The organism is Bacillus cereus group sp. RP43 (assembly GCF_040459645.1).
Taxonomy (GTDB): Bacteria; Bacillota; Bacilli; order Bacillales; family Bacillaceae_G; genus Bacillus_A; species Bacillus_A mycoides_C.
In genome coordinates, this window is sequence record NZ_JARVHQ010000002.1 from 296,755 (window position 1) to 313,218 (window position 16,464).

A 16,464-nucleotide genomic window follows, 5' to 3' on the forward strand; every position below is an offset into this window, starting at 1 on the left:
AAAATCCCTTTCATTTCATAGAAATGATGGCTATTATTCCAGCTGCAATAATTAACCCCGCCGGTAACCCCTTTGTAAACAATACAGCCATCAAAGTACCTATTAAAACACCCAATAATATAGTTGGATTCATCGGTAGTACCCCTACTCCTTTTCCTCCTATAAACGACACTATAAACCCCGCTAAAATCGATCCCCACCCAATTGGAGAAGTAATTAACTTCATTATGTTATCACTCGAAATCTTCCCTGAAGTAATGGGAACTAAAAGAAATAACATGAGAAAGAAAATCCCAATTGGAAAAGCATATTGCTGAATAGCATGCAAGATAGCTTTTTGTCCCATAGCAAATAACACACCTAATAAACTTGCTGCAATAGCTAGTGCATAATCCTTAACAATCAAAGCAAGTATAAAAATAATTCCTAACAATAGAAAAGAAACCATATATTTTACCTCTTCTATAAAGTTGTATAATCCCAACTGCCGTTTTCAGGTTCACATACCTGTACCATATTTGGATGTGAAAGGTTAATCTGTATAAGGTTTGGACTGATAACAGGTTGTAAATCTTCTCGATTTACAATAAACTTAAATGCTTCAAAGCTTGCTAGAATCCCTATAATGTTTGCAACAGGAGATAGTACGGCCCATGGTTGCTCTTTATTTATATAGCTATTCGCCCACTGTTCATCTGCACCATGTTTAATAGAATACAGAGCACGTCCATCTTTTAAACCATGAATTTTGTTTTGCATCTCAAGCGTTAGTTCTTGCTGATAAGATGGATATCCTAACGCAATTTCATAAGGTACAGATTCAGGGGTTAATGACATGACTCCACCTCTAAAGGGTGGTGTAACAGCAATCCAAATAGAAGGAATCTCTAAAGCTTGAGCCATACGGTGAATAATAACCCTTGCTACCAAATTATCAGTTGCATCTACAATAATATCAGTATTTGCTAACAGATCTTTTGCGTTATCTTCTGTAACAAACTCTTGTGTTATTTTTACCTGTAGTAGGGGATTAATGTCTTTTAAGGTTTCTAGAGCCACAAGTGCCTTTGGCTTCCCTAACTTACTTATAGAACTAAGCATTTGTCGATTAATATTACTCGCCTCAAAAACATCTTGATCAATCACATGAAGATTCCCTATCCCCATTCGTGCCAACTGGATAAGCGTAATCCCCCCTACTCCCCCAGCACCAACTACAGTAACACGAGCATTCTTTAATTTTTTCTGTTCTTCTATTGAAATTACACCAATATTTCGTGTAAAGCTTTCTTCATATATATTTTGTGTATTTAAATTTTCAGTGAACAATTTTGCTTCCCCCTTATAATGTTGCATAATCCCAACCGTTTTCTGGTGCGTCTTTTATCTGGACAGGAGTGAGACTATCTACATCTATAACAATGCCCTTTGGTGCTCTAGCCAAAGGTTCACGACCAGTTAACACTTGTATTGCTTCATGAAAGCTAAATAACGATAAAAGATGTGCTCGCATAGGAGTAATAATCCAGCCTACTTTTCCCTCACAAAAATCTTTCGCCCACTCTTCAGGCGCTCCCTTATCAACCGAATACCATGCTCTTTTTTTCTTAATATCAGCAATTTGCTGCCTTAACTTTGAATCTGTTAATATGGATCCTACAACAGAAACATTCAAGGCCTCTTCATATGGAATCCCAGTTGGAAAGAATGTAGAAACAAATCCTCTTGTAGGAGGACTCCCTGACATACCTACACTCGGTATCCCTAATTCTCTAGCTGTTCTATGTATAATGACCCTAGAAGGCATATCATCCACTGCTTCTACCACAATATCATGACCCTTCATTAATTCCACCACGTTGTCTTCATCTACTTTTGTTTGTATAAAGTTTGTTGAGATATAAGGATAAATATCTTTTACAACTTGTTCAGCAACTTTTGCTTTTGGTTTTCCTACCACACTAGAAAGCGCTAACATTTGTCTGTTTATATTAGATATTTCAAATTCATCTGGATCGATTCCTGTAATATGTCCAACCCCCATTCTAGAAAAAAGGATGGCTTCATAACCTCCTACTCCCCCTAATCCAAAGATAATTACTCTTTTATTCCTAAGACATTCTTGTTCTGCTTTTGAATAGACACCAATGTTCTTTTTTACCATTTCCCAATAGTAAGTATCCATATCCATTGAAAAACCTCCTGTGATTTAATAATTATAAAAAACTATCCATATAAAATAATCAACATATATAACAATAAATTTAAAATATGTTAATTTTGTGAGTTATTTGTAAAAAGAATTAAAATTTTCAAGTTATTTATCTTTTGTTAACAAAAGGCATCTTCTGTTTTTTGTGAGTGGTGTAGATTGACGGAATTATACCCACTTAATACTCAGGTTTTTGTTTATTTAAAAATAGATTTTCATACGGTTAACAAAGTAAAATCTAATTTTTTATATGTGTACCCAACTAATTTACCATTAGGAATTATACATGCATGCTCATATTTATTTGGATCGTTTGGCAAGATTGGTAAGTATGCTGGTATCATCTCGCCAACGCATAAGTTCTTATTATCTATAGTCGGGGTAGCACCACATCACAATTAAGCTAAGACAAACAAATACCCCAAAACGAAAAAATGCACTTTTTGTTACAAGTTAACACAAAATTTCGTTCTGGAGGTACTACAAAATTTAGCTTGATAGTGATGGGGTAGCGTCAGAATTTTGTACTTTTACAACGTTAAGGATAAAAAGTCTTGTGTATCAATGTTTTTTAGTTCGTTCCAATAGAGTAAAGCCTATTGAGACAAGGTTTATATAACGTGGAATAAGGCTTTTGAATGTCTCATATGACTTGTTTCAAAATTCTTATCGTTGTTAAATCTTTAATTTTGAGTGATATAAGCACCTTAACGTTATAAATCCTCATTTTCGGGCGGGACCCCATTCTTAAGAATGTCATTGAAATGTATCAATTGATTCTAGTGCAGCAAAATAAATTGTGCTATGATGTGAACAAATATAAAGCTATCTAACGGAGGGATTCACATGCCGCATGTTGTGTTTCGTGGAATTACTACTGAACAATTAAAACACATAAGCAAGCCATTAGTAGAAGAGCTCGCAGAGATTTGTGAGTGTGGTACGGATAATTTTACGTTGGAACTACCAAGTTCTACGTTTGTATTCAATGGAGAAGAAATAGAAGCGTTTCCTCTTATTGAAGTGAAATGGTTCGAGCGTGGACAGGAAATTCGTGATCGATTTGCCAAGGCCATTACTACATATGTAATGGATTTTGGACTTCCAGAAGTAGAGGTTGTATTTACGGTTTTCACAGAATCAGCGTATTATATTAACGGGAAGCATTGTGCAAGTTAGAGCTATTTGAAAGATTTATGTAACCTTTATAAGGGGTAGAACCACATTACTATCAAGCTAATAAGACAAAATCCCCCCTAAAAAGAAAAAGGCGTTATTCTTTCTGTGAAATCATAGGAAAGGATAACGCCTTTATATCAATATGACGGTATCCTATATGAAAAATTAACATCGTTCCAAATTTATATATTGGGGTCACGCCACATGTCCATCAACTTAAGAAAATAAGTTACCCCAAAAACGATAAAAATAAACTTCGGTGCTATAAAAACACAAAATTTCCATTTAACGGGTACTTTAAAATCTTAGCTTGATGGGTATGTGGCACTACCCCTAATATAAATAAGTGGAACTTTTTTATTTCTCTAATTTGGCATTTCTAATCATTTACTCCAGTGTTACTTTATTCAATCACAATAATATATTAAAAATTTGTGACACCTTACATTGTTAACATAATATTTTTATCGTCTCCTTATGTTGATACCTACGCCTTAAGGAATACGGACACGATTCTGGGTATGAAGGGACACTCTAGGAAAATGTTCAAAGTAATTCTATCAAATTCATTAATGATTTTGATACGTTTCCTTCAAAAAACTTACAGATTGTTTGATTAGCGCTTTTAGAACATTACTATCAATGTCTGCTATTTTATTTATATAAATACACGATTTTCCAGAGGTGTATTTTCCAAAGCTTTTTAATAGTTCCTCTCGCTTAGGATCACCTGCTGCAAAATATAGACTAATTTTAGCTTTTCTCGGAGAAAAGCCTACTAATGGAGCATCTCCCTCATGACCAGATACATACTTATAATGGTATGTTCCAAAGCCGATAATACTTGGTCCCCACATTTTTGCTGTATAGCCTGTTGTTTCAGTAAATATATCTAATAATTGATATGCGTTTTCTCGTTTTTTAAGATTTTCAACACTTTCAATAAATTCAATTACACTATTGTTAGTTTCTTTTGTTTTAAGTTTGTACATATTAATATCACTCCTTTTTAGATATAGTTTTCATAACATATATAATTATAATATAGGGCTCATCATACAAGTCTCTCAACTTTAAAATGCTAACTGATTCCTTTTTTATCTTTCTGTCCATTATGGGGAATAAAGATAATTGAATCACTTAAAATCCACGTATTGCTGAATTTTTGATATTAATAATAAATACGGTACGTGAAATTTTTAACTCTAACATCACTGGAGCACCCCTTATCTCATCCATGTATGTATTTATTTACTCAACTGATGCTCAACTACCCTATATGTCATCCTCCACACGTTCCGTAACGTTTCTTGAAACCAAGCTAATTCTGGACTTTCTTTGATTTCTTGAACCATTTTCCGCTGCTTGCCCTTATCCGTTTCATTCAGCGCTTCTTCCTTCCGTTTTACCTGTTCTTCTGTTTTTTCAATAACCATTATCCTAACCTCGCTTTCTATTCAAAGGATTATTTTGTTTTAATTCCATTTACTATTTGCTAAAATTCAGTAAAAAACATCATGTTAATAAAAGGGCAATCATGAAACATACTATAAACTTGTGGTCTTTTATTTTTTCATTTATTTGTGTTGGTTTACTTATCCTATACTTTGAAAATGAATCTATTAATACAGCGATGAATTGGAGTTCTACCGACCCAATAAATTTTTTACTGATATTAACAGCTTGGACCTACGTTGGTGGTCTTATAGGAATGAATACGCCAACTACTGCAAAAACAACGAATAAAAATATAATTACAATCACACTTGCATTGTTCTTACTTTTTGTACTTAATATTAATAGTGTGTTTTAAGTATCTTTAATCGAACCGTAATTAGTAAATTTATTTTTTGATTTAAATGAAACAAAATCCAATATTCCGTCAATACTGTAGACAACCCATTTCTTAACCAAATTCCATTAGTGGAGCAGTTAGCTTTTGCTAGCTGCTCTTTTTATGAAACCATGGTAAAACATTCTTCTCGATACAATGCTCGTTGCAAATATCCCGTTTCTACAAGCACCTCCTTTTTTATATAAAATCGCCTTATATTTTTGACCTAATGTTAATTCAGCATAATTGTTATGCCATTTTGGATATATAACTTCCATATCCATTCCCCCTTTTCTACAAAATGAAATTTTTATTAAAACAATACTTCTTTATTTCTCAATATAAAGAATCTAGAATTTTCACTAACAAACATGTAATATATGAGCAAAGAGTAAGGTAAGAGTTACTCTTTGCCATTTTAGGAGAGGATTTGCTATACATAGCAAGTCCTCTTTTGTTTTGATAAACCCTCACTAGTTACGATAGGTGAAATTTTGAAGTTATCTCCATCTTTTCCCCCGCTTAACACTGTACGTGCGACTTTCACCGCATATAGCGTCCCATCTTCTCCTTTTATACTACCGCAACTAGATTACAACCAAATGTTGTTACTACAGATATTATAAACCATATACATAACCCTATAGGAACTAGAACTACTACTACGCAACCAAGGTTAGGAAGGTTACTTTGAATAAACTCAAACTTTTTGGTTTCAATTTTCATTCTGGATCAAAAATAAATATAAAAAGATAAGCACATCTTGTTATAAAAACAGATGTGCTTATCTTTTAATTTCTATGCATTTTTACGTTTTAAGAATATTACTCCACCAACTAGCAACAACAACGCTCCCGCTGCAATAGAGACCCAACTTGTAAGGTTAGTACCTGTTTGAGGTAACAATCCAATTTTAGATTCACTTTCTTTCTTAGGTTGTGGTTTTTCTGATGTTGGAGTGTTTTTATCTGGTTGCGGCTGTTCTGGTTTAGGTTGTTCCGGTTTTACTTCTTTAAATTTCACTGTTTGGCCCTTATCTTTGATGTCCACGTGAATAGCTACCAAGACATTATCTTGATACAATTCTTCAAATACTACCACTTCTTTACCTTGTAATGCAGAAGCATTAAATGTGAAATCGAGTGTGATAGAACCATTTTTCTCTTTTGCAGTAAACTTAGATTCTACTGTTACTTCTTTACCATCAACTAATAATGGCTTGTTTGTTGCTTTATCCATTAGTTTACCTTTTACAACGTACTCTTTACCAACAATCAAGTCTTTGTATTCCACTTTATCTTGGATTGTTACAGATTTAGAAGCGTCTAACTCTTTAGAACCATCCACCTTGTTTGTAGCTGTTGTTTTAATGGAAGGTTCTACAAATCGAACTGTTTGACCTTTGTCGTTAATATCAGCATGTGTTGCAATTACTTGCCCTTCATGTAATAAGTCTTCAAACACTACTACTTCTCTTCCCTGCTGTTCAGCGCCAACTAAAGTAAAGTCTAATGTTACAAAACCATTCTTTTCTTTTGCAGTAAACTTAGTCTCAGCTGTTACTTCTTTACCATCAATTAATAACGGTTTGTTAATAGCCTTGTTCATTAGTTTACCTTTTACAGTGTACTCTTTACCAACAACTAAGTTAGTATACTCTACTTTATCTTGGATAGTAATAGAATCGTTTGCATGAATCTCTTTTCCACCATCAGCTTTGTTTGTAGCTGTTGTTTTTACTGATGGCTTAACAAACTTAACTGTTTGACCTTTGTCGTTGATATCAGCATGTGTTGTAACAATTTTTCCGTCTTTCAGTACATCTTCGAATACTACTACTTCTTTTTCTTCTAAGCCAGTTGCATCAAATGTGAAGTCTAATGTAATAGAACCATTTGCTTCTTTTGGTGTAAACTTAGTTTCAGCTGTTACTTCTTTACCATTTACAACTAATGGTTTATTAGTTTCTTTATCCATTAATTTACCTTTTAAAGTGTACTCTTTACCTACTTGTAGGTCTTTGTATTCCACTTTATCTTGGATTGTTACAGACTTAAAAGTGTGCATTTCTTTTGTACCATCGGTTTTATCAGTAGCTGTTGTTTTTACTGATGGAATCTTTTCATCTTTGACAATATGTTTAATGATTTGACCATTCTCTTTGATCTCAAAAGAGAACGTTTCTTCATTTAATACATAACCTTTTGGTGCAACAGTTTCCTTATATGTATATTTTCCAAATGGTAACTTTTCAAACTTCGCGATACCTTTATCGTCTGTTTTTCCTTTTACTACTTCTTTCCCTGCTTCATTATAAATTGTAAACTCTGTATTTGGAAGTTTGTTGTTTCCATCAGCTACATCAACTTTTGTAATTTCTAGATCACCTTTAATAAGATGATTGACTGCCAATAGCTCAATAATTTTTCCGTGTTCCTTTATTTCGAACACAATTGGTTCTGTAATAAGAACATAACCATTTGGAGAGGCCTTTTCTACAAATGAATATTTACCATACGCTAAATCTTTGACGTTAACTTCACCATTTTTATCTGTCTTATATTCTCCAATTACTTTCCCACTTGCATCTTTTAGCTCGAATACTGCACCTTCTAATTTCTTGCTGATATCTTCATTATCTACTTTTAGTAATTTTACACTACCTTTCACTTCGGTATTTTCCACTGTAAAAGTAAGTGTTTTATTGTGCTCTTTAATTTCAAAAGGATACTTTGTTTTATTTCCAATATATCCATTAGGTGTTTTTGTCTCTACGAAATAATACTTACCATACGTAAGACCTTCAACGTTTGCAATTCCATTTTCTTTTGTTACTACTTTTTTCACTTCTTTTCCATCTTCAGTGAAGACTGTGAATTCAACATTTGGTAAAACCTTACCTGAATCACTAAGTTTTTTAATTTCGATGTTACCTTTTACTTTGTTGTTTACTACTTGAACAGCTCCTGTTTCCCCTGTCTTAACTTCAATAGTTTGTGGTTTATCACCTGAAACATAACCTGTTGGTGCTTTAATTTCTTTTATTGTATAAGTACCAATTGGTAGGTTATTTAATTCTGCAATGCCATCAGCACCAGTAGTAATGTTTCCAACTGATTCATTATTTGTATTAAAAACTTCAAAAACTGCACCAGCTAAAACTTCCCCATTTTCTCCAACCTTTTTAATTTTTAAAGAACCATTAGCTTCCCAATTTACTGCAAGGTCACTACTAAGCTTCTCCTCGTTTCTTTCTAGTAGTACTGTAGCATTCTGAACAGTATCAGTACCGCGATAAGCAATAGCTTGAACTTTAGTTAAATTTGCAGCAACACTTAGATTAAATTCACCTGTTGTTGTATCTTTAGGAATTTGGATACGGAATTTTTCCCCAACTGAAAGCTGATCTTTCACTTCTCCATTTTCACTAACAATTTTAACTCCATTAGGTGCATTTTTCGATAATACCTTATAAGAACCACTCTTAGCATTTGTTTGTACTGTGTATAGGTTTGTTTCAAAGAACTCACCTTTTAATTCTGCTTTCTGCTTTTCAGCAGGAATTACATTCATAAAGATTTCTTGTGTATCTTCACTTCTATTAGCACCATCAATAATAGCTTTAGCTGCTTTTTCAACATTCTTATTCATATGCTTTAATTCATTTACATCAAGTTGACCTAAAGCATTCCAAACAGCAAGTTGTGTTGCATAATGTGCCTCATTTTTATTCTCGACACCCAACTGTTCTGCACTTTTTTGTGGATAACCATTTAATAATACTCTATATACAACATTATCTGTCTTCCCCATTTCGGGTAGGTCTTCCCCATTCGGTGATTTTAATCCAAGAGTTAAGCAATAAGCAATTTGACCACTTGAATTTTTGATAATTTCAGTTCGGATATCCTTTCCTAAACTGTTGCTATAACTCCAGTTCATTGAATACTTTTCATGCGTCATTACCTCCGCACTTGCATTCGGTAGAAACACATTAAAGAATAATGCTAGTACTGATAATAATGCAAAAACTCTTTTAACAACTCTTTTCCCCAATTTTAAAACCTCCCTAGATAAAATGACCCTGATGTATTATTCAAATATTTAAAATAATCACAACGAAGATATTTCATATTATAAGACATAAAGTTACAAATATTATATTATTTTTACAAATTATTTATTTTCTCAACATCCATTACAAATTATGATATTAAAATATATAATTTAATAAAAGTAACAATATTCGGGATACCTTAACAAAATTAGAAGCTGGGTAAAATACTAGAATAACAGTAGTTGAAGTACGGAAACGATTCTGGGTATGAAGGACCACTAAAAAGATATTTTAATATGTAAACAGATATTTTCAGCTTGAATATAAGGATTAATAATGAAATTTTATTGCATTTACACCTGCATTGTTTATATCAAAGATAGTAAATTATGTTATTATAGGATTTTTTCTATTAGTTTACTGGAAATTTGCATTATTATGTGACAATAAATATCATTGTATTTAATATAAAATGATATAAAAAAGGGGGGTACGCAGAAAACTATCAGAACTTTCAGTCGATTATCACACTAAAATTAGTAATAAGAATATGAGTAAAAAAGTAACAACGTTATTACGAAGTTCGACTATTGGTCTAAGTATACTAGCATCTCAATCGTGACCTCTTGAATACTTTTTCGTTTTCAAATAAATTAATCTAACAAAAAAATAATAATTTTTAATTTTTTCTTTGTAATTTAATAAATTACATGTTAATATGGCGAACGCTATAAAATGGATTTCGTCATATACAATGTTTTTTCGGAATATTCACTCCAGAAAAACGTAACTATTTCAGTAATTCACTTCATGTTTTACCTATATAAGGGATACGTTCAGTTTTTTTTGTTTATAAGTAAAAGTAACTTTTTATTTCTATCTTCCTCATCGGTTCTAATATAAATAGTAAAAAAGCACTTTTTCAAGTGCCCTTCCTTTTCTTTTTTAAAGATAGAAAATCTTATAACACCAAACACCTAGATTAAACACATTCATAATCCTGCTTACAAACTCGCAGAGAGGCATAAACTATGGGAATTCCTACACTATTATTAAATACCTTTATTATTATAATTTGTATCCTTAGTTACCAAGTATTTTGGCTAGAACATAAAGAAAAAATGGCATGTAATAATATATTAATTTCTGTTCTTTCCTCCATTGCAATTATTTTTTGTATGACTTTTCCTTTTCATTTACATGCTGGGTTCATTTATGATTTACGTTTTATTCCCATCATATTAGTTTTTCTATATGGAAATACAAAGTGCATTACTTGTATTGGAGTTTTATATCTTTCTTATAGATTTTACTTAGGTGGAAGCGGAGTTTTCCCATCATTTATTATCTTTACTATTATTTCTGTTATTACAATCACGTTTCGTTACTTATCACCTACTTTTTTCAAGGACAAGAAGATATTATTAAGCATTATACTTATTTTGATATGTACAACTTCCCTTTCTATCTGCGGTATTGTAACGCAAATAAATACAGGTGGTAAAATTGAATCTACTCTCATCGAATTTTCATTTAATTATATAGTCATAAATATTTTCACATTATTATTATCAGTTTATTTAATAGAAGGAATGATCGAGAAATATAAAATAAAAGAAAGAATGCAAAGAGCAGAAAAATTTTATATAGCTAGCGAACTAGCTGCATCTATTGCGCATGAAATCCATAATCCACTAACCACGGTACAGGGATTCACTCAGTTATTAAATGAAAATGAAAGTTCTAAGGTACCTCAAGATAAGTACTTGGAAATCATGTTAATTGAAATGCAACAAATACAGGCTACTATAAATAACTATTTATCTTTAACCAAACCACAAAACATTATTAAAGAGAAACTAGATATTAATCACATTTTGAATCAGGTAATAGATACAATTTCACCACTCGCTCTATCATGGAATGTTGAATTAAAACTGAATATTACAGACTCCCTTTTTATAAATGCTGATTCTGAGAAATTAAAACTGTGTCTAACCAACATAATACAAAATGGAATTGAGGCTATGAAAAATGGTGGAGTATTACGAATAAATATACAAAAAATGAAAGATAATATTGTAATTGATATTATTGATACAGGAATTGGAATGTCTTCTCAACAAATAAAACGAATTGCTTTGCCATTTTATTCAACAACAGAAAAGGGTACTGGGCTTAGTACTATGATTGCGTACAGTATTATTAAAGAATTAAACGGAGATATAGAGATAGAAAGTGAACTAGGAAAAGGAACACACTTTTCTATCACTATCCCCTGCTAATATAATAGAAGATTTATTTAAATGATATTATGATGAAGGGATAGCTATTAAGCTATCCCTCCTCTGCGTTTATTATTGTTACTTAATTAGAAAATCCCATTGATATTAGTGACAAAAAATGTGATGTGATTTGCAATGTTTGCACCTCAAAAGGGAACCCGTTAGTACGTAACTGCCCTCTTTTTATTACTGATTTCTTTTAGAATATTTCAAAGGATTCTATTTCTCTCTCATTTGATTCTTCTGACATTTTTTGAACTTCTTGTTTTACCTGTTTTTCTTGTATTGATACCTGATTATTATCAGATGTCATTTTGTATCCAAAGTAAATTACAAAAAACAAAAAAATAATTATCCAAATACATATAAACACTTTATAAGAATTTTTCACTTTATATACCTCAATCACTCTATTTAAATCCATTTCGAGATTAATTTTTTAATGCTGTTATAATTACCAATCTCTTCACTTATTTCGATACACTCATATGCAAAAGAAGCTGTACAGCAATTAGACTGAACCTTAAATATGTACTAAATTGTGTGGGAAAGGAAGTACATTTTATATAATCTCATTACCTAAAAACCCCTAAATAGTTGGTATTCTTCTTCTTTTAAGACAGAAAGGATTTTTAATATAATGTATGACGTTATAACTCAGACTTCTTACTACACACACTCTTACGCACATAGAAATAACGTTTCTAGTATATGATTTGTAACAAAATATAAACAGCAAGAAAATAAAATGAAACAAAAGTCACATAAAGTAATACTTTTGTAACATAAATGTAACATATAAAATTTTAACATACAATAGTTTTTTTACAGTATTTTTTATAAACATATACTCATTGAACATCCGCCTTCCTTACAATTTATCCCCAGATACTTTAAATACCGGTGCTATCCTTTCGATGTATTTTTCGAACTAGATACAGTTTTTTTATTTACTACTATTCTTAAAACTCCGTTGGTTTGTGAGCTTTCTTTTCAACCTCTCATATTTGCAACATTGTCTTTTTCATATGTCACTTATTACATAATTCCTCTAGAAATATGTGTATCCTATGCTCTCTTATAGTATCTATGCACTACAACTCAATAAATAAGCACACACTCTTCAATAGTAATCTCAAGATTCGTTCCGCTTTCATTTTCGTGCACTCTACTTTCACACAAAGGAGAATTGAAAAATAAATAAGTGCTAATATAAGAAATATATATAATGCCATACTTCATCATTATTACATGCTTGTTTCTTTCATCTTTCACAACAAATTCTATATGATAATAGGTGCACTTCTTCTATTCATGAAGTTTTTGATGTACTATTATGACTCTCTCAATTCTGTCAAAACAGTCCCTTCTTTTTTTATTTTTTCTTTCTCAAATAGTTCTGATTTTCCCATTGATTCTTTTACCATAACTATATAACCGCCATAAGATTGTTTGGATTGTAGAGGTAAATCTTTATTTTCGATGACGGATTGTATATCAAATCTTTTTACACCAAAAAGTATACCTACTTCTGTTTCATCCATCATAGCTAAACCGCACAGTGATACTGTCGCTCGTCTCTTTGTTTTGGTTGCACAAGTCATCAGTGTATGAGCTAACTGAGCCGGACTAAGTTTTCTTCCAACATCTGTACTAATAGGAACTGCGCCTATAGCTGTAGTTCACTTACTTCCCTTAAACCGAATAAAAGTAAACGACCCTGTAAATGGATCTAGTCCATATTTTCTGCATACAAAATGGTAATATTGCCGCTTTTCTTCCTCTGTTAGCTGTGATAAATCACTATTTATCATTTTAGCCAAGAAGACTCCTTCCTCAAGGAACGATTAGTGAGTAGGTGGGAGATGAATTGGCTTCGGACAAGGGATGGCAGGAAGCCATCTTAATTGTTCGACATACATAAACTGTTACTTCACTACCTATCGAATGTATGTTTGTTGTATAATAGAAACATACCGAAATGGAGGTGAAATGAATGATGATTAATAAAGCATATAAATTTCGTATCTATCCAAATAAAGCACAAGCAACCCTAATCAATAAAACGATTGGCTGTTCTCGTTTTGTATTCAATCATTTCCTATCTCTATGGGATAGTGCATACAAAGAAACAGGAAAAGGTTTGACATATGGTACATGCTCTGCGAAACTCCCTGCCATGAAGAAAGAATTTGTTTGGCTAAAAGAAGTGGATAGTATCGCGATTCAGTCGTCTGTTCGCAACCTTGCGGATGCTTATACACGCCTTTTCAAAAAACAAAACAATGCCCCGCGTTTCAAATCTAAGAAGAACAACGTACAATCTTATACCACAAAACAAACAAATGAAAACATTGCCGTTGTAGGAAACAAAATAAAATTTCCAAAATTAGGTCTTGTTCGATTTGCCAAAAGTCGTGAAGTAACAGGACGTATTTTAAATGCTACAGTTAGACGGAACCCTTCTGGCAGATACTTTGTGTCATTGTTAGTTGAAACAGAAGTGCAAGAACTTCCGAAAACAAACTCTTACATTGGAATGGATGTGGGACTAAAAGATTTCGCCATTTTGTCAGATGGAACAACCTATAAAAATCCGAAGTTTTTTCGATCATTAGAAGAGAAGTTGGCAAAAGCACAGCGTGTTCTTTCTAGAAGAATGAAAGGATCTTCTCGCTGGAATAAACAACGAGTAAAAGTAGCTAGAATTCATGAATACATGACGAACGCTAGAAAAGATTACTTGGACAAAATCTCGACTGAAATCATCAAAAACCACGATGTTATCGGTATAGAGGATTTGCAAGTATCGAATATGTTAAAGAATCAAAAGTTAGCAAAAGCAATTAGTGAGGTATCATGGTCTCAATTTCGAACTATGTTGGAATATAAGGCAAAATGGTACGGTAAACAAGTCATTGTTGTATCGAAAACATTTGCTTCAAGCCAATTATGTTCTTGTTGTGGATATCAAAACAAAGACGTTAAAAATCTAAACCTACGTAAATGGGACTGCCCTTCTTGCCTTACACACCATGATAGGGATATTAACACAAGTATCAATCTAAAGAATGAAGCGATAAGGCTTCTAACCGCAAGGACTGTGGAGATAGCCTAATAAATTAGAGTTCGATAGAACTCTTTACTTAGGAATCCCCCTCTTCTAAACGAAGTGAAAGTGGGGGTAGTTCAACCAAAGCAGATTTTGTACATAGCCGCTATATGGCTATTGTGAATAAGGAACAAATGATGGACATTCAGGGATCATTTGAGGAACTTGAGACTCGCGATCGTATGTTGAAAGAGTCATATAAATTTTAGTCCTACGATTGCTGGACACCGCATAGATACCTATCGCCGTCTTCTTGAAGGATGGAGTCCTGGACCAGAGGATGTGTGGAGTGATCTTAATATGTGGCGAAAATTTCTAAAGCTAGATAATATAACTTTTCATTCAATACCAGCTGTAACTGCTCTTATTCTTCCTTCTCCCTTTAGAACTAACATGACATTACAAGAAAGAGAAGCAGAAACGGCATTTTGGACAAAACAAATTCGTTGCCAATCTTTTCGTTCTACTATTCAAGATACATTTTTTACAATCTAATTCTAGATGGTCCTGCTGCAAAGATGCCTAAAATGTAGAAAGAATTGGATGAAGGGATTATCTGATGGGTTAACTGTTTTATTAATTGATTCAGCATATGAAAACTCAAAGGTCGTGCATGTTTATGAAAAGGCTGGTTTTAAAACTGTGAGCACCTTTCCCCCAAGAGAAGGAGGGATTAATAGATTATTATATTTTTTGATGAACTGGAAAAGAAGTAACTTTTTAGTACACTAAGCAGTTACATTAGAGCTTATATACCTATTTAATCTTCCACTACATTTTTTACACGTTCTAAAAATGCAACTACTACTTTATCATAAGCAAACTATAAAAAGAATTTGACAAACCATTTTAATGGATGATTTGTTACGGTATATTGAAGGGGGATTAATAGTGGAGAATGGAAAACCAAAGGTTATTGTGTATACTTCCTTATTTGGTAATTATGACTCAGTGAAAGAACCGTTATTCATAGATAAGAATGTGGATTATATATTATTTACAGATAATGGTTCTGGTGCAAATATGAACAAAAGAACAAATGGGCTGTAAATTCCTAGCGGAATTTTATCTTATGCAACGAGTCCAAACAACTGGTTGATGCAGGTATTCTGATTTTGAACAGACTGGTCTCCTAAATCTATCTGTCCCTTTTTGACCATATGCATGGCCTCTATCCCAGCAATCATCTTTTTAGCAGTTTGAAACGATTTTAACCCTAACATGCTCCAAATCCGTTTTTTAATATACCTATGGTCTTGTTCAATGATATTGTTTAAATATTTTTTCACACGAAGTGGCATATCTTGAGGTATGCTATTTGCTTGTTTTAATTCTCGTATAGCAACAGGATAGGCTTTATCGCCATCTGCAGTTATCACACGAGGTTTTGTGGCATGACAAGCAACCAAGGCCTTGTTAAAAAAGCGCTTGGCTGCCTTTACATCTCTCTGCTTACTTAAATAAAAATCAATTGTATTTCCTTCGGAATCAATGGCACGATATAAGTACATTTGCTTTCCTTTGATTTTGATGTACGTTTCGTCCACTCTCCAAGAATCATTGGTTTGCTTCAAATGTTTCCGAATTCGTTCATTCAATTCCGGTCCATATTGGTGAACCCAGCGCATAATTGTTGTATGAGCAATAGACAAACCTCGTTCTTCCATCATTTCTACCAAATCCCGAAAGCTTAAGTTATACCGAAGGTACCATCTGACAGTTAGTAAAATAATTTCAGGTTGATAGTGCTTCCATTTAAAATCTGCTGATCTCGTCATCGTCATA

The 16,464-nt window shown here is 32.7% G+C and carries 16 protein-coding genes; 6 read left to right on the forward strand and 10 right to left on the reverse strand.

Going from position 1 to position 16,464, the window contains the following annotated elements; genetic code table 11:
• Positions 1-10: 10 nt before the first annotated feature.
• The 3 genes from QCI75_RS28180 to QCI75_RS28190 are packed head-to-tail and all read right to left on the reverse strand — an operon-like array spanning position 11 to position 2,191.
• The gene (locus tag QCI75_RS28180) at positions 11-448 is read right to left on the reverse strand and encodes a DUF441 family protein (RefSeq protein ID WP_098882594.1); all 438 of its coding nucleotides are present in this window, start codon (positions 446-448) and stop codon (positions 11-13) included.
• Between the two features lie 14 nt (positions 449-462).
• Positions 463-1,329: a HesA/MoeB/ThiF family protein gene (locus QCI75_RS28185; protein WP_353761824.1), complete on the reverse strand. Its 867-nt coding sequence runs from the start codon at positions 1,327-1,329 to the stop codon at positions 463-465.
• A gap of 13 nt (positions 1,330-1,342) precedes the next feature.
• Positions 1,343-2,191, reverse strand: coding sequence for a HesA/MoeB/ThiF family protein (locus tag QCI75_RS28190; protein WP_098448395.1), 849 nt, complete (start codon positions 2,189-2,191; stop codon positions 1,343-1,345).
• Positions 2,192-2,371: 180 nt separating this feature from the next.
• Here QCI75_RS28190 and QCI75_RS28195 point away from each other — a divergent pair, with 180 nt between their 5' ends.
• Positions 2,372-2,614, forward strand: coding sequence for a hypothetical protein (locus QCI75_RS28195; RefSeq protein WP_353761826.1), 243 nt, complete (start codon positions 2,372-2,374; stop codon positions 2,612-2,614).
• Positions 2,615-3,058: 444 nt separating this feature from the next.
• Positions 3,059-3,391 carry a DUF1904 family protein gene (locus QCI75_RS28200; protein WP_001120954.1) on the forward strand — a complete coding sequence of 111 codons (333 nt, stop codon included), beginning with the start codon at positions 3,059-3,061 and terminating at the stop codon, positions 3,389-3,391.
• Between the two features lie 569 nt (positions 3,392-3,960).
• Here QCI75_RS28200 and QCI75_RS28205 read toward each other — a convergent pair.
• The 4 genes from QCI75_RS28205 to QCI75_RS28220 form a co-directional block, all read right to left on the reverse strand.
• Positions 3,961-4,383 (reverse strand): DUF1801 domain-containing protein, encoded by a 423-nt coding sequence (locus QCI75_RS28205; RefSeq protein ID WP_353761827.1) that lies wholly within the window; start codon positions 4,381-4,383, stop codon positions 3,961-3,963.
• 255 nt (positions 4,384-4,638) lie between these two features.
• Positions 4,639-4,827 (reverse strand): hypothetical protein, encoded by a 189-nt coding sequence (locus QCI75_RS28210; protein ID WP_353761828.1) that lies wholly within the window; start codon positions 4,825-4,827, stop codon positions 4,639-4,641.
• 496 nt (positions 4,828-5,323) lie between these two features.
• Entirely contained in the window at positions 5,324-5,503 is a 180-nt protein-coding gene (locus QCI75_RS28215) for a hypothetical protein (RefSeq protein ID WP_353761829.1), read from the reverse strand.
• A 520-nt stretch (positions 5,504-6,023) separates the two neighbouring features.
• The gene (locus QCI75_RS28220) at positions 6,024-9,281 is read right to left on the reverse strand and encodes a VaFE repeat-containing surface-anchored protein (protein WP_353761831.1); all 3,258 of its coding nucleotides are present in this window, start codon (positions 9,279-9,281) and stop codon (positions 6,024-6,026) included.
• Positions 9,282-10,313: 1,032 nt separating this feature from the next.
• On the opposite strand from QCI75_RS28220, the gene QCI75_RS28225 reads away from it, so the two are divergent.
• Positions 10,314-11,567, forward strand: coding sequence for an ATP-binding protein (locus tag QCI75_RS28225; RefSeq protein WP_353761832.1), 1,254 nt, complete (start codon positions 10,314-10,316; stop codon positions 11,565-11,567).
• Between the two features lie 199 nt (positions 11,568-11,766).
• Here the strand turns inward: QCI75_RS28225 and QCI75_RS28230 are convergent, their stop codons facing one another.
• Both QCI75_RS28230 and QCI75_RS28235 read right to left on the reverse strand, forming a co-directional pair.
• Positions 11,767-11,991 (reverse strand): hypothetical protein, encoded by a 225-nt coding sequence (locus QCI75_RS28230; RefSeq protein WP_353761833.1) that lies wholly within the window; start codon positions 11,989-11,991, stop codon positions 11,767-11,769.
• Between the two features lie 910 nt (positions 11,992-12,901).
• The gene (locus QCI75_RS28235; RefSeq protein ID WP_353761834.1) at positions 12,902-13,114 is read right to left on the reverse strand and encodes a hypothetical protein; all 213 of its coding nucleotides are present in this window, start codon (positions 13,112-13,114) and stop codon (positions 12,902-12,904) included.
• 449 nt (positions 13,115-13,563) lie between these two features.
• Between QCI75_RS28235 and tnpB the strand changes: the two genes are divergently transcribed.
• The 3 genes from tnpB (at position 13,564) to QCI75_RS28250 (ending at position 15,729) form a co-directional block, all read left to right on the forward strand.
• The gene (tnpB, locus tag QCI75_RS28240; RefSeq protein WP_353761835.1) at positions 13,564-14,685 is read left to right on the forward strand and encodes an IS200/IS605 family element RNA-guided endonuclease TnpB; all 1,122 of its coding nucleotides are present in this window, start codon (positions 13,564-13,566) and stop codon (positions 14,683-14,685) included.
• Positions 14,686-14,979: 294 nt separating this feature from the next.
• Positions 14,980-15,174: a hypothetical protein gene (locus QCI75_RS28245; RefSeq protein ID WP_353761836.1), complete on the forward strand. Its 195-nt coding sequence runs from the start codon at positions 14,980-14,982 to the stop codon at positions 15,172-15,174.
• A gap of 396 nt (positions 15,175-15,570) precedes the next feature.
• On the forward strand, positions 15,571-15,729 hold the full coding sequence (locus QCI75_RS28250) for a hypothetical protein (protein ID WP_353761837.1): 159 nt from the start codon (positions 15,571-15,573) through the stop codon (positions 15,727-15,729).
• A gap of 20 nt (positions 15,730-15,749) precedes the next feature.
• On the opposite strand, the gene QCI75_RS28255 is transcribed toward QCI75_RS28250, so the two are convergent.
• Entirely contained in the window at positions 15,750-16,463 is a 714-nt protein-coding gene (locus tag QCI75_RS28255) for an IS6 family transposase (protein ID WP_483299482.1), read from the reverse strand.
• Between the last annotated feature and the right edge of the window lies 1 nt (position 16,464).

What these genes read in the sequence shown, in the direction of transcription:
- QCI75_RS28180 (WP_098882594.1), bottom strand. Translation starts at nt 448, where the DNA reads ATGGTTTCTTTTCTATTGTTAGGAATTATTTTTATACTTGCTTTGATT.
- QCI75_RS28190 (WP_098448395.1), bottom strand. Translation starts at nt 2,191, where the DNA reads ATGGATATGGATACTTACTATTGGGAAATGGTAAAAAAGAACATTGGT.
- QCI75_RS28200 (WP_001120954.1), top strand. Translation starts at nt 3,059, where the DNA reads ATGCCGCATGTTGTGTTTCGTGGAATTACTACTGAACAATTAAAACAC.
- QCI75_RS28205 (WP_353761827.1), bottom strand. Translation starts at nt 4,383, where the DNA reads ATGTACAAACTTAAAACAAAAGAAACTAACAATAGTGTAATTGAATTT.
- QCI75_RS28210 (WP_353761828.1), bottom strand. Translation starts at nt 4,827, where the DNA reads ATGGTTATTGAAAAAACAGAAGAACAGGTAAAACGGAAGGAAGAAGCG.
- QCI75_RS28215 (WP_353761829.1), bottom strand. Translation starts at nt 5,503, where the DNA reads ATGGAAGTTATATATCCAAAATGGCATAACAATTATGCTGAATTAACA.
- QCI75_RS28225 (WP_353761832.1), top strand. Translation starts at nt 10,314, where the DNA reads ATGGGAATTCCTACACTATTATTAAATACCTTTATTATTATAATTTGT.
- QCI75_RS28230 (WP_353761833.1), bottom strand. Translation starts at nt 11,991, where the DNA reads ATGGATTTAAATAGAGTGATTGAGGTATATAAAGTGAAAAATTCTTAT.
- QCI75_RS28235 (WP_353761834.1), bottom strand. Translation starts at nt 13,114, where the DNA reads ATGATGGATGAAACAGAAGTAGGTATACTTTTTGGTGTAAAAAGATTT.
- tnpB (WP_353761835.1), top strand. Translation starts at nt 13,564, where the DNA reads ATGATGATTAATAAAGCATATAAATTTCGTATCTATCCAAATAAAGCA.
- QCI75_RS28245 (WP_353761836.1), top strand. Translation starts at nt 14,980, where the DNA reads ATGTGGCGAAAATTTCTAAAGCTAGATAATATAACTTTTCATTCAATA.
- QCI75_RS28255 (WP_483299482.1), bottom strand. Translation starts at nt 16,463, where the DNA reads ATGACGATGACGAGATCAGCAGATTTTAAATGGAAGCACTATCAACCT.